24 protein-coding genes and 1 tRNA gene are annotated in these 22913 nt (G+C 60.9%); 13 read left to right on the forward strand and 12 right to left on the reverse strand.

The genetic code is table 11. The features are described from left to right. Positions 1-121 precede the first annotated feature (121 nt). The 3 genes from X771_RS140915 (at position 122) to X771_RS140910 (ending at position 2699) form a co-directional block, all read left to right on the forward strand. Entirely contained in the window at positions 122-994 is an 873-nt protein-coding gene (locus X771_RS140915) for a S1C family serine protease (RefSeq protein ID WP_023689760.1), read from the forward strand. 92 nt (positions 995-1086) lie between these two features. Beyond that, a complete protein-coding gene (locus X771_RS1000000168900) occupies positions 1087-1713 on the forward strand; it encodes a helix-turn-helix transcriptional regulator (protein ID WP_245260959.1) in 627 nt (208 codons plus the stop codon). 119 nt (positions 1714-1832) lie between these two features. Further along, on the forward strand, positions 1833-2699 hold the full coding sequence (locus X771_RS140910; protein ID WP_023689762.1) for an NAD(P)-dependent oxidoreductase: 867 nt from the start codon (positions 1833-1835) through the stop codon (positions 2697-2699). Between the two features lie 129 nt (positions 2700-2828). On the opposite strand, the gene X771_RS140905 is transcribed toward X771_RS140910, so the two are convergent. After that, positions 2829-3344 (reverse strand): TIGR00645 family protein, encoded by a 516-nt coding sequence (locus X771_RS140905; protein WP_023672463.1) that lies wholly within the window; start codon positions 3342-3344, stop codon positions 2829-2831. Between the two features lie 326 nt (positions 3345-3670). After that, positions 3671-4603, reverse strand: a complete 933-nt coding sequence (locus X771_RS1000000169425) for an OmpA family protein (protein ID WP_245259835.1) — start codon at positions 4601-4603, stop codon at positions 3671-3673. Between the two features lie 90 nt (positions 4604-4693). On the opposite strand from X771_RS1000000169425, the gene X771_RS1000000169430 reads away from it, so the two are divergent. The 5 genes from X771_RS1000000169430 (at position 4694) to X771_RS01000000165400 (ending at position 7195) form a co-directional block, all read left to right on the forward strand. Next, positions 4694-5320: a hypothetical protein gene (locus X771_RS1000000169430; protein WP_245262753.1), complete on the forward strand. Its 627-nt coding sequence runs from the start codon at positions 4694-4696 to the stop codon at positions 5318-5320. A gap of 39 nt (positions 5321-5359) precedes the next feature. Then, positions 5360-5977, forward strand: coding sequence for a hypothetical protein (locus X771_RS1000000169435; protein ID WP_245262754.1), 618 nt, complete (start codon positions 5360-5362; stop codon positions 5975-5977). 106 nt (positions 5978-6083) lie between these two features. Beyond that, a complete protein-coding gene (locus X771_RS140895) occupies positions 6084-6533 on the forward strand; it encodes a YcgN family cysteine cluster protein (protein ID WP_023689764.1) in 450 nt (149 codons plus the stop codon). Further along, positions 6505-6630 (forward strand): hypothetical protein, encoded by a 126-nt coding sequence (locus X771_RS1000000169820; RefSeq protein ID WP_023815033.1) that lies wholly within the window; start codon positions 6505-6507, stop codon positions 6628-6630. The genes X771_RS140895 and X771_RS1000000169820 overlap by 29 nt, the downstream gene beginning before the upstream one ends. Before the next feature lie 220 nt (positions 6631-6850). Continuing rightward, on the forward strand, positions 6851-7195 hold the full coding sequence (locus X771_RS01000000165400) for a hypothetical protein (RefSeq protein WP_023672466.1): 345 nt from the start codon (positions 6851-6853) through the stop codon (positions 7193-7195). A gap of 259 nt (positions 7196-7454) precedes the next feature. Here the strand turns inward: X771_RS01000000165400 and X771_RS140890 are convergent, their stop codons facing one another. Beyond that, complete coding sequence (locus tag X771_RS140890; protein ID WP_023689765.1) at positions 7455-8165, reverse strand: SIMPL domain-containing protein; 711 nt, start codon at positions 8163-8165, stop codon at positions 7455-7457. Positions 8166-8299: 134 nt separating this feature from the next. On the opposite strand from X771_RS140890, the gene X771_RS140885 reads away from it, so the two are divergent. The 3 genes from X771_RS140885 to X771_RS05245 all read left to right on the forward strand — a co-directional run bounded on the left by X771_RS140885 (position 8300) and on the right by X771_RS05245 (position 9924). Next, positions 8300-8375: transfer RNA gene (locus X771_RS140885), tRNA-Ile, on the forward strand. Between the two features lie 533 nt (positions 8376-8908). Next, positions 8909-9100 carry a hypothetical protein gene (locus X771_RS1000000167330; protein WP_023670878.1) on the forward strand — a complete coding sequence of 64 codons (192 nt, stop codon included), beginning with the start codon at positions 8909-8911 and terminating at the stop codon, positions 9098-9100. A 638-nt stretch (positions 9101-9738) separates the two neighbouring features. Further along, positions 9739-9924 carry a hypothetical protein gene (locus tag X771_RS05245; protein ID WP_023681021.1) on the forward strand — a complete coding sequence of 62 codons (186 nt, stop codon included), beginning with the start codon at positions 9739-9741 and terminating at the stop codon, positions 9922-9924. Positions 9925-10097: 173 nt separating this feature from the next. Here the strand turns inward: X771_RS05245 and X771_RS0134900 are convergent, their stop codons facing one another. Further along, complete coding sequence (locus tag X771_RS0134900) at positions 10098-10301, reverse strand: hypothetical protein (protein WP_155921622.1); 204 nt, start codon at positions 10299-10301, stop codon at positions 10098-10100. A gap of 371 nt (positions 10302-10672) precedes the next feature. After that, a complete protein-coding gene (locus X771_RS140880) occupies positions 10673-11044 on the reverse strand; it encodes a response regulator (protein WP_023670881.1) in 372 nt (123 codons plus the stop codon). A gap of 486 nt (positions 11045-11530) precedes the next feature. Here X771_RS140880 and X771_RS140875 point away from each other — a divergent pair, with 486 nt between their 5' ends. Beyond that, entirely contained in the window at positions 11531-12223 is a 693-nt protein-coding gene (locus X771_RS140875) for a class I SAM-dependent methyltransferase (RefSeq protein WP_023689767.1), read from the forward strand. Positions 12224-12277: 54 nt separating this feature from the next. Here X771_RS140875 and X771_RS140870 read toward each other — a convergent pair whose 3' ends face one another. Genes X771_RS140870 through X771_RS140850 form a run of 5 tightly spaced genes read right to left on the reverse strand, consistent with a single transcriptional unit; the run spans position 12278 to position 19772 of the window. After that, complete coding sequence (locus tag X771_RS140870) at positions 12278-12544, reverse strand: acyl carrier protein (protein WP_023670883.1); 267 nt, start codon at positions 12542-12544, stop codon at positions 12278-12280. A gap of 55 nt (positions 12545-12599) precedes the next feature. Beyond that, positions 12600-14156, reverse strand: coding sequence for an AMP-binding protein (locus tag X771_RS140865; protein ID WP_031199243.1), 1557 nt, complete (start codon positions 14154-14156; stop codon positions 12600-12602). After that, positions 14146-16173 (reverse strand): asparagine synthase (glutamine-hydrolyzing), encoded by a 2028-nt coding sequence (gene asnB / locus X771_RS140860; protein ID WP_023689769.1) that lies wholly within the window; start codon positions 16171-16173, stop codon positions 14146-14148. Before asnB ends, X771_RS140865 begins: the two co-directional genes overlap by 11 nt. Positions 16174-16179: 6 nt before the next feature. Then, positions 16180-17160: an NAD(+) synthase gene (nadE, locus tag X771_RS140855; RefSeq protein ID WP_280942215.1), complete on the reverse strand. Its 981-nt coding sequence runs from the start codon at positions 17158-17160 to the stop codon at positions 16180-16182. After that, positions 17157-19772 carry an AMP-binding protein gene (locus X771_RS140850; protein ID WP_348625478.1) on the reverse strand — a complete coding sequence of 872 codons (2616 nt, stop codon included), beginning with the start codon at positions 19770-19772 and terminating at the stop codon, positions 17157-17159. Before X771_RS140850 ends, nadE begins: the two co-directional genes overlap by 4 nt. Positions 19773-20249: 477 nt before the next feature. Between X771_RS140850 and X771_RS140845 the strand changes: the two genes are divergently transcribed. Continuing rightward, positions 20250-20975 carry an AAA family ATPase gene (locus tag X771_RS140845; protein ID WP_023689772.1) on the forward strand — a complete coding sequence of 242 codons (726 nt, stop codon included), beginning with the start codon at positions 20250-20252 and terminating at the stop codon, positions 20973-20975. Between the two features lie 79 nt (positions 20976-21054). Here the strand turns inward: X771_RS140845 and X771_RS140840 are convergent, their stop codons facing one another. Next, on the reverse strand, positions 21055-21267 hold the full coding sequence (locus tag X771_RS140840; protein ID WP_023670889.1) for a DUF768 domain-containing protein: 213 nt from the start codon (positions 21265-21267) through the stop codon (positions 21055-21057). An 88-nt stretch (positions 21268-21355) separates the two neighbouring features. Beyond that, on the reverse strand, positions 21356-22834 hold the full coding sequence (locus X771_RS140835; protein ID WP_023689773.1) for a calcium-binding protein: 1479 nt from the start codon (positions 22832-22834) through the stop codon (positions 21356-21358). Between the last annotated feature and the right edge of the window lie 79 nt (positions 22835-22913).

Genomic DNA, 22913 nt, shown 5'->3' on the forward strand with positions numbered 1-22913 from the left:
CGGCTCGAACTGCCGCGACCTGACCAGATGGCCAGTCACACCAGTAACTAGCCGTCAGACGAGTACCTCCGGGCGCACTGCCGAGCGATATCTGGGGCATGAGAAAACCCAGGAGATCATCATGAGTGACTTCAACCTTAATGCATTTTCCGACGCCATCGCCGATCTCGCCGCCAAGGCTGCGCCGGCAACGGCAAGTTTCACCACCCATCACCATCGCACCGCCAGCGCCTTCCACTGGCGTGACGGCTATTTCGTCACCGCCGAGGAAGCTGTCGAGGCCGGTGAGGAGATCGAATTGACATTGGCTTCGGGCGAAGCGGTGAAGGCCGAACTGGTCGGTCGCGATCCGTCGACCGGCGTAGCGCTTCTGAAGCCGGCCGGCGCTGCCGCAGCGCCTGCGCTGGCCAAGGCTGACGCGGTACGGCCCGGCAATCTTGCCATCGCCATCGGCAGTAGTCAGGGTTCGGCGCTGGCCGTATCGGGTTCGGTCGGCGAGGTCGGCCCCGCCTGGCGCTCGATGCGCGGCGGCAGCATCGATCGGCGCATCAATCTCGCCGTCAATGCCGGCGGCCGTTTCGAGGGCGGGCCGGTGCTTGACGCCAAGGGCGCGCTGATCGGCATGCTGCTGTTTGGGCCACGTGGTCGTGCGCTGGTCATGCCTTATGAGACGATCGAGCGGGCCGTGGCGACGCTGCGTGAAAAGGGCCATGTCGCGCGCGGCTATCTCGGCGCCGGCCTGCACCCGATCCGTGACGGCGCGGCGCGCGGCGCCATCGTCATGAGCCTCGACGACAATGGTCCGGCCAAGGCCGCCGGCCTTGCGCTGGGCGACATCATCGTGGCGTGGAATGGCGAGGCCGTGCACGGCCCGCGCGAACTGATCCGAAAGCTCGGGCCGGATAGCGCGGGTGCCGCGGTGACGCTCGGCGTGGTGCGCGGCGGCGAGCAGCGCGATGTCGCGCTGACCGTCGGTGAAAAGCCGCTGAGCTGAGAGGGCCGATGGAAAGCGAGACGCTGACAAGGCCGGAGGCGAGTGGATCGGAGGCGGGTGGGCCGGAGGTGGCGGGCGGCGGACGCCAGCTCGTGGTGCTGATCGCGCTGCACGATGCCGCGCGTGCCGAGCGCCTGTCGGCTTCGCTTGCGATGGCGGACGATCTGCTTCCGGTCGTGGCCGGCAGCGGGATTGTCGACGTCGCTGTCGTCGATGACGCTGTTGCGAACAGTGCGGCCTGGCTCGATCGGGCCGATGGTGGCAACAGCGCAATCCCACGGGTGCTGCTATCCGCGAGCGCTGGCCGGCCGGAAAACCGGGTGCTTGCCGTGCTGCCTTTGGCGTCGGATGCGAATCTGATCGCGGCTGCCGTCAGACTGGCGGCGGCCGGCTACCGGGTGTCAAGGGATGGGCGTTCGACGCCGGATCGTCATGGCGGTTTCGATCACATAGCGAGCGGAACTGAAACCGATAGCGGGCTGTTTGGCGAGGAATCTTTTGACGACGGCGCCGCCCTCCGACCAGCGCTGTCACCGCGCGAGACGGAAGTGCTGGCGCTGCTCGCCGAAGGCGCGCCCAACAAGGTGATCGCGCGGCGGCTGAACATCTCCGTGCATACGGCAAAGTTCCACGTCGCCGCGATCCTGATCAAGCTGGGTGCTGCGAACCGCACGGATGCCATCGCGATCGCGATGCGGCAGGGCCTGGTGCTGGTCTAACCCCCTTTTCCGTTTGAGCCTACGTTGCGTAACCCGTTGCAGGCTGCCGAGGCCTTGCGCAGTGCATTGCCGCCGCGCAATGGTTCGCGTCAGTGATGTAGCAAGGGAGGTGCCAAGACATGTCGCTCAAGGGAAAGACGCTGTTCATCTCCGGCGGGTCGCGCGGCATCGGTCTTTCGATCGCGCTGCGCGCTGCGCGCGACGGCGCCAATGTGACGATCGCGGCCAAGACCGCCGAGCCGCACCCGAAGCTGCCGGGCACGATCTACTCGGCAGCTGAGGAGATCGAGCAGGCCGGCGGCAAGGCGCTGCCTGTTTTGTGCGACATCCGCGAGGAGGCGCAGGTGGCCGAGGCGGTTGCCAAGACCGTCGAAAAGTTCGGCGGCATCGATATTTGCGTCAACAATGCCAGCGCCATCCAGCTCGCCAGCACGCTGGAGACCGACATGAAGCGCTACGATCTGATGCACCAGATCAACACGCGCGGCACTTTCCTGGTGTCGAAAATGTGCATTCCGCACCTGAAGTTGGCTGAGAATCCTCACATTCTGAATCTGGCACCGCCGCTCGATATGAAGGCCAAATGGTTCAAGAACCACGTCGCCTACACCATGGCCAAGTTCGGCATGTCGATGTGCACGCTGGGGATGAGCGCCGAGTTTGCCAAGGACGGCATCGCGGTCAATTCGCTGTGGCCGATCTCGACCATCGACACGGCGGCGGTGCGCAATCTGCTCGGCGGCGCGACGGTCGCGGCGATGAGCCGCTTGCCCGACATCATGGCCGATGCCGCACACGCCATCTTCCTGCGGCCATCGCGCGAGACATCAGGCAATTTCTACATTGATGAAGAGGTGCTGCGGGCCGAGGGCGTGACCGATTTCGCGGTCTATGCGCCGGGCGCGACCGGGCCGCTGGCCGGCGACTTTTTCGTGCCGGACGCGGTATTTGCCAATTCGCCGACGAACGTCAAAAGCATCTACTGACGGAAATCACGGGCCGCCGGCGCTGCCCCCCATCCGCCTGCCGGCGTTTTTCGAAAAACCAAGCAATTGGCTTTTCGACCGCTGTGCGGACCAGCCTCACCTCCCCATGAACGGGGAGAAAGGGGCTCATCACTCCTCGCCCTTCTTGCCTTTGCTCAGTCCCATCAGCCGGTCGATATAGGCCAGCATCAGCGCCGAGACGACGAAGGCGAGATGGATGATGGTCAGCCACATCAGCTGGTCGATCGTATAGGAAGACGAATTCAGGAACACCTGCAGCAGGTGGATCGAGGAAATGGCGACGATGGTCGAGGCGACCTTGACCTTCAGCGAGCCGACATCGATGGTACCCAGCCAGTGCACACCGCCATCCTGGTCGTCGAAACGGCTGACGAAATTCTCGTAGCCGGAGATGATCACCATCACCACCAGCGAGGCGACAAGTGCGGCGTCGATAAGGCCGAGCATCTTCAGGATGGTGTCGGTGTCGTCGAGTGTGAAGGCGACCATGACGAACTCGTAGAGTTTCTTGCCGAAGGACAGCGCATAGACGGCGAGCGCCAGGGCCAGCCCGATGTAGAAAACCACCAGCAGCCAGCGTGAGGCGAGGATGATCGATTCGATGGCGAGTTCGAGACGTTTCATGCAGCGGTTCCGGTGAGCTTTCTGAGGTCGACTGGGGTATTTCGGTCAGCTTGCCGCGGTTTGCAAGGCAAATTGCGGCGCAAAAAAACCCCGCCGGGAGGGCCGGCGGGGGTTCAATGCATCCCGCTGGAGTCGGGACGGGGCAGGGAACGCCCAGCCTTGAATCTGGGGAGGGCGGCCGCTCTATTCAATGAGCCGGTTCTAATACCAGTACAATTCTTGCTGACCGGGATTGCTGTCCGCAGCTCGACCCATCCCGGTCTGCCGGGATGGGTCCTTGTTGTCGATCTGATTCCAGAAAGCTGCTCAAGCCATTGGAAAGCAGATCAATTGTTACTCGCCACCGGTGCCACCAGCGAGGTGATGCGACGGATGCCGACACGGCGGTTCTCGCGGTTGGGCGCCGTGGTGTTGACCTTCAGGTATTCCTCGCCATAACCCTGAGTGGTCAGGTTTTCCGGCGGGATCCCGAAGGCATTGGTCAGCGCTTCGGCGACAGACTCAGCGCGCCGGTCGGACAGAGCAAGGTTTGCTTCCGGCGTGCCAACCGCATCGGTGTGGCCTTCGATCAGGAAGGTTTCGGCCGGGTTCTTCTTCAACAGTTTCTCCATGGCCGTGGCGACGCCTTCCAGTTTCTGCACTTCGGTGTCGGATATCGAGGCCGAGCCGAACTCGAAGTTCAATGTATCGAGGTCGACGCGACGGGCAATGTCGCGCACGCGCGCCGAACGCTTCACTTCGTCGATGGAATAGAGGCGCTGGACCTTCTCCACCGGCGGTTGTTCGAGGAACTCGTAATAATCGTCCGGGCTTTCGACATCTTCCGAATCGAGGATGTACTCGCGGCGCGGGATGGTGAGCCGCATCGGCGGCAGGTCGTCACCGGGATCGCGCCAGTCATTGTCGTCGTCATAGCTGCGCTCGTCGACATAGCTCAGCACATATTCGTGCCCATCCGGCGTGATGCGCGATCGCCTGATGACGTCGCCATTGCGGTTGCGGATGGTGACGATCTGGATGCCATTGTCGCGCTCGACGATTTCCCGAGAGCGATCGCCCGACAGTTCCTCATAGTAAACATTCCTGGCGCCGCGGTGCATGCGCGGAGCGTCATTGCTTTCCACGATCGTCTGGTTGTTGAACTGCAGGATGACGCGGTCGCCGAGTTCCTTGACGACGTCGACGCCTTTCGGACGCCGGCGGTCGCGGACGTTCTCATCGGGTGCACGCTCGACGCGTTTGCCTTTTTCCTCCGTCACCGGGGCGATCTTTTCTGGCTGAATTGCCTGCTGAGCTGACTTGTCGTCGGTGGGCGGCGGTCCCTGGTCGACCGGAGCCGGCTTCGGGGCTTGCGCCTCGGTGCCGCCCTGCGCGGGCTGCTCGCCCGTCTGGCCGCCAGCATTCTGGCCGTTCCCATTTTGGCCGTTCCCATTTTGGCCGTCGCCATTCTGGCTGTTGCCGCCCTGGTCCTTGCGGTGCTTGCGCCTGGCATCCTTCTGGCTGTCCAGGATGGGTGCTTCGTCGGGGTTGGCCGTGGCTTCGCCTTGCGCCGGCGTCTCACGTTGCGCGGGCTGCTCGGCATTGGCCGGTTGCTCCGCAGGCTGTGGTTCACCGGTCGCAGGCTGCTGTTCGCCCGTCACCGGCTGTTCGCCGACAGTTTTTTTGCCGTGCTTTTTCGCCTGATCCTTCGGCTGTTCACCTTCGGCGGGAGCCGCTTGCTGATCGGCCGGGGGCTGAATCGGCTCGGCCTGCGGCGCGGGCTCTCCGGCAGGCGCAACTTTGACGTCTGGCGCTTTGTCGGCAGGCGCGGCCTCAATCTGCTGATCCTGCTTGCGCTTTTTCTTGCCCGACTTGTTGTCGTTTGCCGGCGCCACCTGTTCGGTGGGCGCTGCCTGCTCGGCAGGCTGCTGGGCCGGCTGTTCAGCGGGCGCCGCTTCGATCTGCTGTTGGTCGCGCTTCTTCTTGCGTGGCTTTAGCGGCTGTTCTTCATTTGCCGGAGCTACCTGTTCGGCCGGTTGTTCAGCCGGTGCTGCCTCGATCTGCTGCTGGTCACGCTTCTTCTTGCGTGGCTTGAGCGGCTGCTCATCGGTCGCCGGCGCTGCCTGGGCGCCGCCCTCATCCGCAGGCGCCGCCTCGATCTGCTGCTGTTGATTGCGCTTCTTTTTGCGCGGCTGCTGTTCCTCGGCGGCAGGTGCGGCCTGTTCGGCCGGGGCCTGCTCGGTCTGCTGCTGATCCCGCTTCTTCCTGCGCGGCTGTTGTTCCTCGGCGGCAGGGGCGGGTTGCTCTGCAGCCGGTGCAGGCTGCTCGGCGGCCGGCGCTGCCTGTTCGGCCTGCTGGCGTTTCTTTTTGCGCGGCAGTTCCTGGTCGGTCTGCTGACCATCTGCAGCAGGGTCGTCCTGGACCAGGATCAGTGGCGCGGCCGTGTGCTGCAAGGGGCCGAAAACGGCGTTGCCCTGCAACGGGGATGCGCCCAACGGCGCGGATGCCATAAGCAGGCCAAGTGCCGTACCTGCCAGTACCCGTGGTTGGCGTTTCATCTTAAATTCTCCTTGTGGGGTCCCATCCCTGCCCAAACTGTCCTTGACCGGATTGGTTCCGGTTTGCAGGCATTACCCGCACCCAAGGACGATTGACCGGCGTTTTGAAGGCAACTTCATGTTTTTCCTATGGTGCGGCCGGAACTTGAAGTCACACAACAGCTTGACCTTGCCGCATGCGGAGGCCACATCTCGACCCATAATGGAAACGCCGTTCTGGAAGACCAAGACGCTGGAAGCGATGACGCCCACCGAGTGGGAATCGCTGTGCGACGGCTGCGGAAAATGCTGCCTGTCTAAACTCGAGGACGAGGATACCGGCGAGATCTACTGGACATCAGTCGGCTGCCGGCTGTTCGATGGGCAAAGCTGCCGCTGTTCGGACTATGCCAACCGGCTGGCGCGCGTGCCGGACTGTGTCGGGCTGACGCCGCAGAATGTGCGCACCATCACGTGGCTGCCGAAAACCTGTGCCTACCGGCTGGTTGCCGAGGGGCACGACCTCTATTGGTGGCACAGGCTGGTGTCGGGAAGTGCCGAGACCGTTCATGATGCCGGCATCTCCATGCGCGGCCGCGTCCGCGCCAGTGAGACCGATCTGGCCGAGCCGGACGANCAGGCTGGTGTCGGGAAGTGCCGAGACCGTTCATGATGCCGGCATCTCCATGCGCGGCCGCGTCCGCGCCAGTGAGACCGATCTGGCCGAGCCGGACGACTATTTCGACTATATGCTCGATGACGAGCCCTGAGCATTCTGGAACGGACGCTGCCATAGGGCGTTCTGCGCCATTGGACGTTTTTGACGGTCAGGATCGTTTGCAGCGGTGGAAGGGGCGGTTGCTTTCAACCTGTCGGGCAGATTAACCGAAAATGAACGGCCGGTTCGCGAAGAGTTCAGATTGCAAGGAGCATTCTCCCCCCATCGGTTCGACCAAGACGGGCGCAAGCCCTCAACAAGGAGAGAAGACAATGTTCAACTCATTCAAGACGGCAGCCCTTTCGGGTCTCGTAGCTCTCGGCACCCTTGCCGCAGTGCCCGCTCAGGCGGACTCGATCTATCTCGGCTTCGGCAACAACCATGACCGCCGCGTCGGCGTCTACACCGGCGACGATGAGGACGGCTTTCGCCGTGACCGCAATTGGCGCCGCTGCTCGCCGGACCGCGCCCTCGACAAGGCCGAGCGCATGGGCCTGCACCGCGTCCGCATCGTCGATGTCAATCGCCGCGTGGTGAAGGTCGCCGGCCGCCAGTATGGCGATCGCGTAGTGGTCGTGTTCGCCAATGAGCGCGGCTGCCCGGTTATCTATCGCTAAGAGAACCAGACTGATCTTCTGCGAAGATCAGTCTGGGATACGACCTTCTGCGAAGGTCGATCCGGAGGCATGTTCCTCTGCGAGGATCAGCCTGGAGTAGCGGCATGACCCTTCTAGGGTCAGCCAGGAGCCCCTTTCCCTCCGCGGAAAGGTGCGGCTCGAAAAAACCCCGGAGGCCAGTCCTCCGGGGTTTTTCATGTCGGAAATCTGCGGTTCCGGCCGACGGGTTCAGCAGAACCGCGCCCGGCCCGGCGGCCTGCTACTTAAGCTCGAATGTAACTGTTACCTGCACGGCGTAGGCATTCTCGCCGGCCTGCACGGGAACCGCGGCGCCTGCCGCATCGAAGGCCTTGGCATTGATCGGCATCGGCGCCGGCGCAGCGTTCTGGTCGGTGATTTCCAGCACCCGGCCGATGCTGACGCCGGCGGCTTCGGCCAGCGTCTTGGCCTTGGCCATGGCATCGGCGACCGCCTTCCTGCGGGCTTCGGTGACGGCAGCTTTCGGATCCTCGTTGGAGAACGAAATGCCGCCGCCCTGGTTGACGCCGAGCGACACAGCCTTGTCGAGAATCTCACCTGTTTTGTCGATGTCGCGGATGCGCACCGAGAGTGTGTTGGTCACCTGGTAGGCGACAAGCTCGGCTTCCTGGCTGCCGTCCGGTTTGTTGGTGTAGTTGTAACGCGGGTTAATCTGGATGCCGGCGGTCTGCAGGTCGCGGTCCTTGATCCCTGCCGACTTCATTGCCGCGATCACGGCGGCCATGGCGTCGTTGTTGGCGTCGAGTGCCGCGCGTGCGGTCTTGGCCTCGCGCATGACGCTGAGCGTCAGCAGCGCCAGGTCAGGCGCCACGGTCGACTGGCCTTCACCCGACACGATGATGCGGGGCGGGGGCAGCGAATCGGCAGCGCTTGCCATCGCCGGAAAAGCGATCGCGGCGGCAAGTGCGAGCGGCAAAATATGTCTGGTCATGAAAATCTCCTCGGTGTGCGATCCAGTCGCGCCTGTCGACTAGGGCGCGAATATGGGCTGATTTGGGCGATCTCGGCCAGCCCGTCCGGAAAGCCTTGTGCCGCGCAAGGAAAAACACTAATCCAGCGCGCGTGGGGCCTGTAGCTCAATGGTTAGAGCCGGCGGCTCATAACCGCTTGGTTGGGGGTTCGAGTCCCTCCGGGCCCACCAGTCGCCTTGGTGCACAAGGCTTTGCGTCGAGGGTAGACAACCTGGTTAGACAGTCGGTTAGACAGTCGGTTAGACAAACCGCTTCAGAAGCTTCGCCATGCCATCCATGGCGAGCCGCTCCTGCTCCGTCCTTGCTGTAAAGCTCTACGTGGTCCAGGTCGTCGTGGCCGAGAATGCCTGCCGATTGTTTCGAGGTCGCGCCCCTCCTTGGCCAGGTACTTCCCCAGCGTCTTCCGAAGTCCATGCAGCGTGCAGCCGGGCCCCATGCCCGCCATCTTGGTTCGGTGCGCCATCATGCCGGTCAGCGACCTCTCCGAGAAGGAATTGCCGTAGGCGTTCAAAATCACCGTGTCGGCCGAGCCCCAATGCTTCGGTGAGCACATAGGTGATCTTAGCGGACTTCAAATGCGATCCGCTGCTCACTAATTACTTGATCCCGTAAATTACATGATCACGTACCGACTTTTTTATTGAAATCCCGAATTCGGTGGCCTTATAAGACCGATGTTGCCATTGCTCGTAGGTCGGCTGTGATGGATAACGTGGTTCCATTCCGCAAGGCCGTGCCTTGCGTCGAAGTGACAGAAACCTGCGGCGAATGGTTCGTCCGCGTGGTTGAGAAAGATCAGGAAATTGCCAGGTCATTCAATCAGGAATCGTTCGCGTTGTCCTTTGCAGAAGGCCAGCGGATACGCCTAGGGCTAGCGAAGGTCGTGCGCCTGTAGGGCGCTGTGGGGCGGCATTGTAGGCATTCAAGCATGAGCGGAACCTAATTTGCAGCCGCAAATTAATGTCCAATGAATGAACTCCCAAACCGGAAAGAACTCGTGCCTGACCCTCAACCTCGGCGCGGCTCCAACAAAGGTGTGTTGCTAGCGGCTGCAGCGCTGCTGTTTGCCTTTCTCGCTCTTATTCTGTTTGGGTTTTTTCAGTAAGTGCGCGCGGCGCCGGCTTCCTAGAGAGGGCAGAGCACCTGCCGACGTGATCTTCGATCGCTCGCGTCCTTGCGGCGGGGCGACTATCCAAGCCGGCTCGGTTCGTCGCTCCTGACGGGTTCGGCGGTCCCACCACAGCAGGATGATCATTCGGCAATTTTTGGCAGCGCCGGTATTCAACTCACGCCCAAAGCGATTGAACTGAAGCTGGCCGTCGATGTCGTGACTGACGCAGCATGAGCCGAACAGGCGAGGCAAGCGCAAGCCTTGGGGCCCAACCTCAGACAGACGAAGCACGCTCGTGCAGTCTGGAGACAGCGCAACGAGTTATTCATTCGGGCGCCTTCGCATCACCAGCGGAACGAAAGAGTTAACTGGCGGTTTACTAGGGAAGGATTGCAGGACGAAAAACATTGAGGATTTCTGCCATGACAATGTTGTTCGAACCACTCGACTCTGAAGGTTACAAGCGCAGCGTGGTCTACCATGCGGCACGCTTGTCCATGCTCCACAATCGAATGCTGAAGCGTTTCGACAAGGTCGATAAAGCGGCTGAAAAGGTTGAAGCCGAGGTGGAGCTGTTTGATGAAGCTGTTCGCACTCTCTACGAATGAGCGGCATGTTGACCGCCGACGTTCCTGCTAGCGCGTATACGGGCGCGGGGTTCACCGTTGCGTCACCAGGCGATGTCGCGCCGCGTATTTGGGCTTGATAAGCACGATCTAATGTATACGATTCACCCAGCCGGCCTGGCTCCCCCGCCATCGGGCCGGTCAGGCCCGACGGTTCAACGCACCACCCCAAACGACTGTCGGGCCGCCAGGACGCTCACTGCGCAGCCGGGTTCATGCTTTGCCTTTTTTTCTCGAAAAGCGCGAGCTTGGTCATATAACCAATTCTGATTTTTGCATGGCATTGGGTGCAGTTGAAGTTGGATATCACCTTCAACCACGATCCCTTTTTTATGATGACATGAGAACAGTTTGGACATTCCAGTTCCAGGTACTCGTCCCCCATATCGTTTGAAATCGGCACTACGACACTCCCCAACAGTTGCCCGTGAAACTTGCGCTTCGAGATCGGCCGGCACCTCCGTGCTCAAACCCCGAACGTGGGTCCTTGGCAGATGTTCCGCAATCCGACCTCTGGCGACCGGGATCGGACCTAAGTCCAAATCGCCGCCAACAGGCCGAGAAGTGGAACCCCGGCGGATGCTTTTTGAACGCTGAATTTCCGTCCTCGCCGGTCGTAGTCCGCCGTCCTCATGGCCAAAGCGCCAATGTTGCCCTTTGTGAGACTGACCTCGTCCGGCCTACCAGGTCGCCAGGGCGCAACTCCGGTAATAATGCGGCGGAGCGAATGTCAGCGCGAAGCTGTGCGCAGGGACGCCAACTCGCTGACAGCAGCAAGGATGACAGCATCGGTTGCCGGCTTCGGCAGGAATCTGCAGTCGCGGAAAGCCGCGGGAACGTCGGCGGGGCCAAATCCCGACAAGAAGGCAAAGGGGATGCCTCGCGCCTGCAATATCCTCGCCACCGGCAGACCCGTTTCACCGTTCAGCTGGATGTCTAGCAACGCCACGTCAATCTTGTCCGATTCAACAAGACGCAGAGCGGCGGATACCGACGGCACAGGTCCGACCACCTGATAACCGGCGCGACGCAGCCGCGCGGCAGTGTCCTGCGCGACTAGCCATTGATCCTCAACAATCAGAACACTCACGCTTTCGCTCACGGCCCCTCTCTGCGATTGACCGGAAATGAGATGTCGATCCGAGACCTTCGGACAGTTGTTTCGACATGTCCGCAAACCTATAGGTAACCTCTCCATGCAGCAAGGTGAGGCTGATGCTGGAGCGGAGGCGCTTCCACCGACCACTTGCTGAATTACCGGAGCCGAAGATTAGCGCGTCAAAGGAGCTGCGGTCCGCGCCTCCGCTCCATCAGAGTTGGATAGGCGTTTACCCCTCTCCACGATCCACAAAATCTAAAAGCCGCCGTACCGCGCCATTGGCTCTTCAAAGCATGAGCAGCACCTCTCTCTCCATCTTGGGCGACCTGAGATTGCAATCGGTCAATGAGCGTCAGAAGAGCGATGCACCGAGTTTGTGCCTGCAGTTTTTCGAAGGAAAGGCTTGAGAATTCATGATTTCGGAGCAGGTTTGGCTGGCGCATGAGCGCCGCAGATCTATACTGGGGAGATCAAGCGATGGGGTCGGCCATGAGCAAAGAGTTCAGTGTAGCTGATGCCTATGGCGCCGGCCGCGCCATGTTCATGGGACTTGAACTGCTGGTTTCGCCCGGTGCGCTCGTCCCCAGACCTGAGACCGAGTTGCTCGGCAAGACCGCGCTTGGTGTGTTGCATCAGATGAACCTGCCGGCTCCGCGCATAGTTGATATGTGCTGCGGCACTGGGAATCTGGCGTGCGCGATCGCCTACCATGTGCCCAGCGCCCTTGTCTGGGCAAGCGATCTCACCGATGAATGCGTCGAAACGGCACGCCGCAACACCTCACATCACGGCATGGCTGAGCGTCTTTCGGTGCTTCAGGGCGACTTGTTCGACTCTCTCATCGGCCTTGGGCTAGACGGAACTATCGACGTAATCGTCTGCAATCCGCCTTACATTTCTGAAAAGCGGCTCGAGGGCGACCGCGCCCATCTGATCGAGCTTGAGCCGCGCGAGGCGTTCGCAGCCGGCCCTTACGGCCTGAGCATTCATATGCGCGTACTGAAAGACGCACCGCGATACCTGCGGCGTGGCGGCATCCTGCTCTTCGAGGTCGGGCTTGGCCAAGACCGACAGGTAGCGGGTCTGCTGGAACGCAGCAAGGCATTCGAGAACATCCGTTCGGTCTCGAACGAAGCGGGCGAGGGCCGGGTGGTTCTGGGGCAAGTCAAGACGCAGGCATGAATCCTGCGACAATCAGACCAAATACGGGGCTGCTCTGGGCATTACGCTTACTCATCAGTTCATTTTGCGGATGATGTATTGCTCGATCCCCTGGATGGAATCGAGGTTTTCAGGCAGAAGTTCGCTATCCTCGACGGTAATGCCAAAGGTCTCCTCGATGAAGCCGATAATCTCAAGCACACCCGTCGAGTCGACAATGCCTTGATCGAGCAAGGATGCGTCATCCAGCAATGCCTTGACGTCGCTGACGTAGAAATTTGAAACCAAGAAACTACGAATCTGCTCGCTGTAGATTCCGGTGCGTTCCTTGATGGTCAACATGAATTCGTCCTCCGTGGCGTCACCATTAAATCAGCGACTTGGTTCTGGCCCCGCATCATGACAGCGCCGTTTTCTTGAGTTTTCCCGTGTCCGTCATCGGCAGGTTCGCCACAACGACGATGGATTTCGGGACCATGAAGTTTTCCAGACGCTTCTGGCACTCCTTCTGCAGTTCCCTTTCGCCAATGGCTCTTCCATGCTCCATCACCACAAAAGCTTTCACCGCTTGCCCGAGGAGCTCGTCGGGAACACCGATGACAGCCGCTTCTCGGACTCCTGGAATGTCCATGAGTACGTTTTCCACTTCCCTTGGCGCCACCTTCTCGCCTCGCGACTTTATGATCTCATCCCCACGGCCGACGAAGTAGAGGTAACCCTCCGTATCCATCCGGCAGTAGTCGCCGGTGTATAGGACCTGCTCGCCGGGCAGCGGGCCGGGTTTGAGTTTCCTGGCCGTTGCCTCGGGCTTGCCCCAATACCCCTTCATCACCGTTGCGCCGCGAATGACGAGTTGGCCGACAACGCCTGGGCCTATCCGCCTGTCATGCTCGTCAACGATCCACATCTCCGTATTCGGGATTGCGATCCCTACGCTCAATGGCTTTCGCTCGAGGTCCTCTGGCGGCAAATAGGTGCAACGTTTGCATTCGGTGAGACCGTACATCGAATAGATGCGTGCACCCGAAAACAGCTCGCGAAGCATGAAAATATGCTTGAGGGGTAGGGCTGCCGCAGTGTTTGTGACGTAGCGGATGCTCGAGAAATCCTGGTCTTTGAGGGACCTGAGTTCGGAGAGTGCGGCAAAGATTGTGGGCACGCCGGGAAAGCCCGTAACCCCCTCCTGCCTGATCAACCCGAGGATCTGTGCCGGGAAAGCGAACGAGCGTTCGAGCACCAGCCGGGCGCCGGTACGAAAAGCCATGATCATCTGGTACAGTCCATAGTCGAAGGCGAGGGGTAGGACATTGAGGATCACCTCGTCCTCGGCAATCGCCAGGTAGGAAGCGATAGACGCGCACGCGGTCATCATGTTTCTGTGCGTCAGCATCACGCCCTTGGGTTCGCCCGTCGACCCGGACGTGTAGATGATGGCTGCCAGATCAACATCGATGCACTGCCGTGCCGGCGGCGTATCCGCGCCATTAGCGAGGGCGGCGTCCCAGCGCACGGCAAACGGCAGCTGGGCGAGTTCGACGTCGTCGATCGGTCCCGATACGATCACCCGCAGAAGTGACGGGCAGCCGCGCGCCGGCTCGCGGAAGATCGCGTGCAGATGGCCGTCCGTGATGAGCGCCGTCGGCCGGCAGTCGTTGAGCAGATAATCGAGCTTGTCGCTCTTGGTGAGCGGGTTGACGATGCACACCACCGCATTCGCCTTTAGCACCGCCCAGAAGCTAACCACCGTCTCGACGGTGTTGTCGGCGAAGATCATCACGCGATCACCGCGAACGACTCCGCATGCGGCCAGGTCCCGGGCGATCGCGTTGGCTCGCGTTTCGAGTTCGAGGTAAGTGACACGCTGCTTGTTGCACACCAGCGCCACCTTACTTCCGTGTCGGACGGCGGAATGGGCGAGGTAGTCATGCAGCAGTGGTACGGCATCATGCAACATACAGGCGCTCTTCCCGATGTTCGCAGTCGACGTCGACGCTGAGCGTGCATTCGAGCGTTGCACTGGGACAACCCGCGACGAACTGCTGATGAAGAAGTTGGGTCGACAACACGCCGACCAGCGCCATGTTGTCGGCATTGGACAGGTCGCCATCGCCAGTTCTGGCCTGGCATTTGGCAAGCAGGTGCGTGACCGCCTTTGGATCGAAGACATTCGCCTCGCGCAGGGCCGCCTGCGAAACCGCCTCGCGAGCGTAATCCGGAGCGTCTGCGCCGACGAAGCAAAGCGCGTTGGGCGCGCGGAAGGGCTGCTTCTTGCGGGCTACGATCTCGGAGGGCAGGATGGGTGCCGCCATGCGCTTCAGCACGTGCTTCTCATCGAGGCCGCGGAGTTTGAAGGAGGGCGGCAGCGAATTCGCGAGCCTCACAAGTTCATCGTCCAGGAACGGGAAGCGGCCCTCGACGGAGTGAGCCATCAGCATCCTGTCGCCTTGCGAGGAGAGCAGATAGCCCGACATCAGTGTTTGGACCTCGAGATACTGGTCCTGCGCAAGAGGGCCCCAACGGGCAAACTGCGCGGGCAGACGGGCGAGCAACTCGGACACGGCGTCGCGGCCCTGCGTTTGAGCGCGCATGTCGGTCGTAAACAAGCGCTTGATGGCCCTGGTGGTTTGCCAGCGCGTTTCATGAGCAAAGCCCGGCGCGTCGTAAGCCTGAATATTTCGCCCGAAGAACTGACGCGCCATCGCCTGCTGTTGCACCGGCGAGCGGGTGAGATAGGGGTAAAGGCGTTCCAGGAGCCGAGAGCGGCGTGTCGATGTCGGGTGGCGCCCCCAGAAGCGGCGGACCTTGCCTTCGCGGAACAGGTCGTAGCCGGCGAACATTTCGTCAGCGCCTTCGCCGGTCAGCACGACCTTGATGCCACGCTCGCGCACCAGGCGCGAGAGCAGGAAGAGCGGCGCCGGGGCAGTCCTCAGTATCGGGCGTTCGGTGTGTTGGATTACCTCCGGAAAGATTCCGGCTATATCTCTGCGCGAAACGACCACTTCATGGTGCTCACTGCCGATCGTCTCGGCAACCATACGCTGGAAGCGGGTCTCGTCATATTCGGCGTCAGCAAAACGCAAGGAGAAGGTTTGGAAGCGCTCGCCCGCGAAGCGCCTTGCGAGCGCGGCCACAAGCGAACTGTCCAGCCCTCCGGAGAGGTAGCACCCGACAGGCACGTCTGCGCGCGCCATTCTGAGCGCCGTCGCGGCTTCAAGAGCGCTAGATACGCGGTCCACCGCGTCATCGCTGGACCCGGTGAACTCGCCCTGCCGCGATCCGAACTTGTCGGGATAGGAAGGCTGCCAAAAAATCCGCTCACGAACGGTGCCATCCTGATAGATGCGGACATGACCCGGCTCGAGTTCGTTGATTCCGTGGAAAACTCCTTGCGGCGGAACGACCGTCCAGAGCGTGAACGTCTGATCGATGCCGGCTGGATCAAGGGCGCGAGGTATGGTTCGATCGGCCGCGAAAATGGCTTTCACTTCGCTGGCGAAATAAAGCCGGTGCGCATGCTCGCTGAAATACAGCGGGCAAATGCCGAAGCGGTCGCGCGACAATATGAGACGATTGGCCACTGAATCCCAGATCGCAATTGCCCATTGGCCGTTCATCCGCTCGAAGGCCGTTTCTCCCCACTCACGATAGGCGTGTAGCGCGACCTCCGTGTCGCTGCGGGTTCGGAAGCGGTGGCCGAGCGCCGTGAGTTTTTCACGCAATTCGACGTAGTTGAATATCTCGCCGTTGAACACGATCCACGTCGTATCGCCTGTGTCCGCCATCGGTTGATGGCCACTGGAAAGATCGACGATGGACAGGCGCACATGCGCCAGCCCCGCGCGTCTGTCCCGGTAGAGACCGCGCCCGTCGGGGCCGCGATGCGCCAGCGCGCCCATCATCTGCATCAGCGCCTGCCGCGAAGGAGAAGCCGCTGTGGCATTCAGCGCCACGATTCCAGCGATGCCGCACATGCTCGGTCAATCTCCGCCTTCCGCGGACAGCAAAGGCCGCGCGTGAAGATAGTGGGCCGCCCTTCGTTTCGCTTCGATGTCCTTGAACACTTTCTGAAGCTGGGGCTCGGTGAGGCCAGCAACCGCCGCGAGCTCATTGCTGGCGACCCCGTGGTTCAGGCCGTAGAGGCATAGATCCATCAGGTGATAGGGCAGCGCGAAATAGAATTCTTCCTGGCTTTGGGCCATGGAAAAAGTGTCGGTGGTCGGTGGCCGCCGCCGGATTTCATCATCCACCTCGAGATATTCCGCGAGTTGATAAACCTGGGTTTTGTAAAGGTGAACGATCGGCATCACGTCGGCGGCTCCGTCGCCCTGCTTGACAAAAAAGCCCTGGTCGTACTCGAGGCGATTTGGAGTGCCGACAACCGCGTATTTGAGGCGGTCGGCGTGATAGTATTCCGTCATCTTGCGCAGGCGCTGCTTGTAGTTTGTCGCAGCAACGATCTGCAGATAGGCAGCTGGCGGCAGACGCACGGTATCTACTTTACCCTGCGGATCCTGGACCGTGAGGCGGGTTATATTGAGCCCGCTGCTCTCCAGAACCGACGCGATCACCAGCTTGCATTTCCACCCTTCCCCATAGTCGGGAACGACGGTCTGGATCGCATCGATCTGCCGGCGGTAGGCGCCAATGGCCTCCAGTACCGGTGCAATGTCCTCCAGGACGCTTTCAATGCCAAGCTGTGCCGCGACGCGGCGGCCAAGTCTCAGGGAGTCACCGGAAGAATCCCGCTCCGGCATGAACAGTCCCAGGACCTTGTCTTTCCCGAACGCGCGCATGCACAAGGTCGCGACGACGGAGCTGTCGATACCGCCGGAAAGACCGACAACCACGCCGCGACGATGCAGGGTGCCGAGAACCTGAGTGCGCAAGGTGTCAACGATGCGATCGACCTCCGCGCCGGCATCGAGCGTCAGCATGTCCTTGCTGAATTCCGGAATTATGTCGATGACAAGTCCTCCCTTTTGCGAGATTCGGCGGGGGAATAGGTCTGCACGATGGCCGTCTCGATAAGCGGACGGTTGGTGGCAAGGTTTGGTTCGACGACAAGGTCGATGTGGCTGCCCATGATCGAAATGACGTCCAGGTGTGCCAAGACGCTGTCCCAGCCCAAGGCCCGCGGCATTCCCTCCCTGCGACATCGGAACAAGGTACCGGAGAGGGGCAGAGCCGGTTTCGGTGCCTCAAGCCACTGGAAGAATGACTTCGCCCTTAAAACCTCCTGCAGTTCCAGTTTGGTCCTGAAGATCGTCGGGTTGAACTCTCCATTGGCAAATCTGTCCAGAATCCTGGCCAGACGCGCTTCGCCGCCCACGGCGACGGTGATCTTCGCAAGGGCTCTGCAAGCCATCCGGTGCGCGGATATGCGGTTGGTGCGAATACGATAGAACGTACGGGTAAGAGTCTCCCAATGGTTGCTCGGCTCGTCCAGAAGGCTCGTGTCGAGGATGCCCAGGAACCGCACCGTTCGCCCGGCCTTCATGAGCCGTGCGGCAACCTCGAATGCAACCGCGCCACCCAGAGAATGGCCGAGAAGTCGCACGGGGCCCGCAGGTTGGATGCGGCTTATCTGCTCGAGTGCGGCGCCAGCCATGGCGCTGAGGGTGTTGTGTCCGTCCAGTATCGCCGCAAGGCTCGGATATCGGATCGGGTTTACACGGGCGACTTTCCCTATGGCGGCTGCGAACGCAGCCAGGCTCGGGCCATAGCCAACGGACCCTGGAAACAGGAAAAGAACCGGGGGGTGGTGCTTCTTTTCGCGCCCTTCGCCTAACCGTGCAGAGACGACCGCCTCAACCATCTCGTCCAAGCTCATGCCGACGGTGAATGCTTCGAGGCCCACCTCTTGCCCGATGGCGTTTTCGATCGCCATGACGCAGTGCAGCAGCTGCAGCGAATCTCCTCCAGCATCATCCCAGTTTCCCGTGGCAGTGCCTGTGTTGAGAACCTGCGTCCACGCGTGCTGCACTATTTGACGCGTGTCCTTTGCTCCTCCGGCGGGCGGAGCATCGAGAGTGGACGACCGGGCGGCTCGCGCCCTCCTTCCGTGCGAACGATCTATCTCGGCCAGAGTTGCCAAATCGACCTTACCTCCCGACAGGCGTGGGATTGCGTCAACGGTGTGCAATCGCAAGGGACGCAATGGTGTCGGCAAGGTCATCCTGAGGAGCTGGCGAAGGTCGTCTGCAAAAGCGCCGCCTGCGAAGCACTGGGGAACCGCGAAGGCGATGAGTTCCTGCGCGGCCGTTACCATCACCACGGCATCCGCCACTGAAGGCGCGCAACGCAAGACCCGTTCGAGTTCGGCGGGCTCGATGCGTCGACCATTGATCTTGATCTGGCGCCCTTTGCGGCCGACGATCCTCAAGATGCCATCATCGTCCAGCCGAACGAGGTCCCCGGTCGAAAAAAGCCGAGCCTCGGGATCGTCGGGGTCCGGCTGCGCGGGAACGACCACACCGTTCTCCCAATGACCAAGCAGGACATAGCGGCTTTTGATCAGAAGCTCTCCACTTTCGCCTGGCCCTACATTGCGCTCCGCTTCGTCGACGATAGCGAATGTCATACCAGGGAGCAGCCTGCCGACGGGAACCGACGCGTCTTGCTCGGGCCAGTCAGGCGGCAAGAACCATTGCGAACCGATGGTTTCAGTCGATGAGTAGCCGATCTGGATCAGGCACTGGTCCGAAACGGCTTTGCGCAGCAAAGCGATGTCCGTCCATGACACTTTCTCCCCACCGATCCGGGCCACTCTGAGCGGCCAGGAAGCGTCGGCGGGCGCCTCAGCCAGGAGGGCTCGAAGCAGTGCCGGCACAAGATAGGCGATCGTCACACCTTCGGACTGCAATCGAGCGCGCGTAGCGCGCAGGCCAACAGCTTCCACCTCGAGAAGATGCAATGTGGCGCCCGTCAGCAGCGCCGCAAAGATCTCCCGGCAACCGGCGATCGTGGCTGGCCCGGTCAGCGGCAGGAAAACGTCATCCGCACTGATATGGCACGCATCGACATATTGCCGGACCCGCCATAGCAGGCTGCGTTGGCTGTTGACGATTCCCTTGGGGCGCCCGGTGCTACCTGAAGTGTAAAGCACCAATGCAGGCGCATCGACCGAAACGATAGGGGGCTTATGCTGCTGTTCTGGGTGTTGATCGTTGGGCGCCACGGCGGCGGCAATATCGATCCAGACGATCTCTTGGGCCAATTCGACCGGGCGAACATTTTCGGCGCCTAAAATCGCGCCGAGCCGCGCGGCACTGACTATATCGAAAATGCGAGAGGCGGGATCTCTTGTGTTGAGCGGAACCGAAGGCCGTCCCGCCGTCATGGTCGCCAACATCGCCACAGGATACCAAGCGGAGTTTGCTTGCAGGATGCCGATGGCCTGCCCTTCGGGGACGACGGCACTGATATGAGTTGCCAGCGTCTCGACCGCCCGGAAAAGCTCAGAAAAAGTCAGGCGGTTGGCGCCGTCGCTGATTGCGAGCTTGTCAGGATGCCGCCTGGCGACATCTCCAAGGTGGTCGAAGATTGGAATGTCCGCAAATTTGGCACCCATCTGTCGGTAACGGCGCCAGACTGGCCCCCCTTGGTCAAGGTCATATTCGGGAACGACTGACCACCTTCGGGTGGGTCGCAGATCCACCTGTAGGTTTTGATTTGCCACTTCCGAATGCAAACACACTGAGGACATTCAGGGCCCCGCCAAGCTGACGGTCGAACATCGCTCGCCGCGGAGATCTTTTCATCAATCATTCGGATGATGCCTCGATCTTGCCTAGCCAGCGCTTCCCGAGCGTCCTTCAGAAGTTTTGCCATTTGTGTCCAGCACCGGTCGTTTTCCTTGCAAGCTCCGTGGAGCGCCAGACGGCTTGCCCAGGCGAACGGATGCGATCGGCATCTCCGCTAGAATCCGGGCTCGGTGCCAAGATTCACTGACTGGAACAATCATTCAAATGAACGTTGGTGTGATCGGAAATCCGGCTAAGCTTGATCCGTAGGGGAATGACTGCTCGTTTCGGAGACGCTTGAGCATATGATCATCGAGTTGTTTGGGCCGCCTGGCGCGGGTAAAACCACGCTGCTTCGCGGCCTCTGCCAAGGGCTGGCGAGACACGGCATCAATGTGAAGACAGTAAATGGGTATCGCCTGATTGAACATGGATCGGCTCAGGATGACGCTCCGGAAATCCGCCACGGCATAGGGCGAATTGGCAAGAAGATTGCCACATCCGGTCCTATCTTGCTGTCGACCTTGCCAAAGGACAGTGTCGCGGCCCGGCTTCTGGCATCGATCCCTCTTCGAAGCCGCGTGTGGTCATGGCGCATGAAGGTCGACATCGCCCAACTGTGCCAGTCCTGGCTCCAAGCGCGGGAGTCGCCCGGATGCTTCATCTTCGAAGAGGGCATGATTCAGGCTTTGTGTGCGCTGGGTGTGCTGGCTAGAACTCCAAGCCTCGACGCGGTCCGCAAGTGCCTGGCGTTCCTGCCGCGGCCGGATCTCGTTGTGCAACTTGACGCGCCGCAGGAAACGTTACGCCGCCGTCTTGTGGATAGGCATGCGCAGCAACCGCTCCTCGAGGTTATGCTGTTCGAACTTGGCGTGGACAAAGGATTAAGGCAGGCCGAAATCTCAAGAGAGGTCGGCGAGTGCCTGCGCCAGGACCGATGGCCGTTGATACAAGTCAATGGTGCTGAACCTCACGACGTGGACGGGGTCGTCGCGCGCGTTCTGGGAGAGCATGTTGGTCATGCTGCCTAGGCTGGCCCATGACCTATGATCCATGACACATTTATGCATTTGGCGCCAAGCCGGGCAGCATCTGCCGCCAAGCGCGCAATCATGTCGAATCGTGCTGATCGAGCACTTCGAGCATGGTCGTCAACATGCTTCCGACTTCCTCAGAGATTTCCTCGGGGCGGATCCCCGCTCTGATGGCATCCGCCGTTGCTTGGTCCGCAAGTTTCGCCGCAAGAGCCGGATCGGCCTTGGTGTAGAGTGGGATCTTATCCTCTACCCATTTCTGCAGGAATTCGATGCCGCGCGCGCTCATACCAAGTACAAGCTCGGCGGGGCTTCTTGGTTCCGTCAGCCATATTCAAGAACGTCAGACCATCTTGCTCAGGCTGACGTTCCCACGGTCACGTCACGATGAACGAGGACGCCGTCAGAGCCAGATGTGGCGATAGAGTGGCAAATTGGATCTGATGTGCGCCGCCCGAGCCGTCGCTGTCAAAGGAAAGCGCGCCGGTCGTGCTGTTATAGACGATGTGATCGCCGCTGTCGTGCGCGGCCCTGCCGGCGTAGAACGCCGAAGAGGGAAGGGCGCCGGTATGCAGGCCGGCAAACACGGTGTGGTCGAGTTGGATCTTGTCGTGGCCCACTTTGAAATCGGTGACCTTGTCGATATTGCCGAGCTTGAGAGCCGAATCGAAGACAAAGACGTCGTTGCCGCCATGTCCGGTCAGAACGTCTCTCCCGCCACCGCCGTTGATAGTGTTGCTCCCGGAATCGCCATCGATGGTTTGGGCGAATTCGTTTCCCGTGAGCTTGATAGCGGCAGTTCCCAATTTGCTGGTGGTCGCAAGATGCTCGACCTGCGAGCCGGCCGACAGCGCGTAGCTCACCGATGCCAGCACGCTGTCGTTGCCGCTGTGCCGCAGTTCCACCACCTTGTCGCCGGCGTTGTTGACATAGTAGGTGTCGTTGTAGCCGCGGCCCATCATCGTGTCCGCGCCAGCGGTGCCGCGAAGCACATCCGCGCTACCCGTGCCGTAGAAAATGTGATCGCCGGTGCTGGTCGGAGGGACACTTGTGGGCGGAGGCGCTGTGCTGGTAGGCGGCGGCGTCGGTTCGCTGGCCGAAGGACCGCTTGCGGTGCTCTGGTTGTGTTGAAGGAACAGAGCCTGCAGCGTCGGCGAGCTCTCAAGCGCCGTGTCGCCCTGTTGAGAACCCCAAGCATAGGCATAGTCGAAGGCCGGCGAAGGCGCTACCTTGGCCCAGTGGTCCAACATGGTCTTTTCCTGAGCAACGCTGGGCAGGACATAGCGACCGCCCGTGTCGGTCGTCCAGTCGCCGCCGCCGAAGGTCTGATACACGGGAACGACCTGACTGAGCGGGATGCCCGAGGCGACGGCCGCCGCCACAGTCCTGTCGATCATGTTGTAATCAATCGTGCTTGTTCCGGTCCGTACCGGGTAGGGATCCAAGCCGTAATAGTCGATATGCGTGTTGGCAGGATTGAATGTGTTTGAAAAGTCGGGGTTAGCGGAAGACCCCATGTTCATCATGGTTATGAAGGTCTTGGCGCCCGGCAGGTGGCTGTGGATCCAGTCTGACTCCGCCTTCAGATCAGCGGCGGTGGCATAAGTTCCCCATTTGCCGGTCGGGTCCGGCTCATCGACCAGGAAGAAGCCAAACACTTTCGGATTGCCGATGAAGGGCGTGACCTTCTGGATAAAGGAGGAGGTTGCACCATCGGCTTCATTGAGCCACACCAGGCCTTTCTGGCCGGCCGGCAAGGCGTTGAGCTGGTCCAAGGAAGATACATCAACAAGATTGAATCCGGCTTTCGCGACCTCGGAGGCCGACCCGCCCGAGGCGTAATGGAGTGTTGTCATTGACATACCCTTCGTCCGATTCGGTAGGCGCCCCACACCTGCCTAGGGAAAGGATCCATTAGCGACAAATCAAATACCG

It is taken from the genome of Mesorhizobium sp. LSJC269B00, assembly GCF_000502815.1.
Classification (GTDB): Bacteria; Pseudomonadota; Alphaproteobacteria; order Rhizobiales; family Rhizobiaceae; genus Mesorhizobium.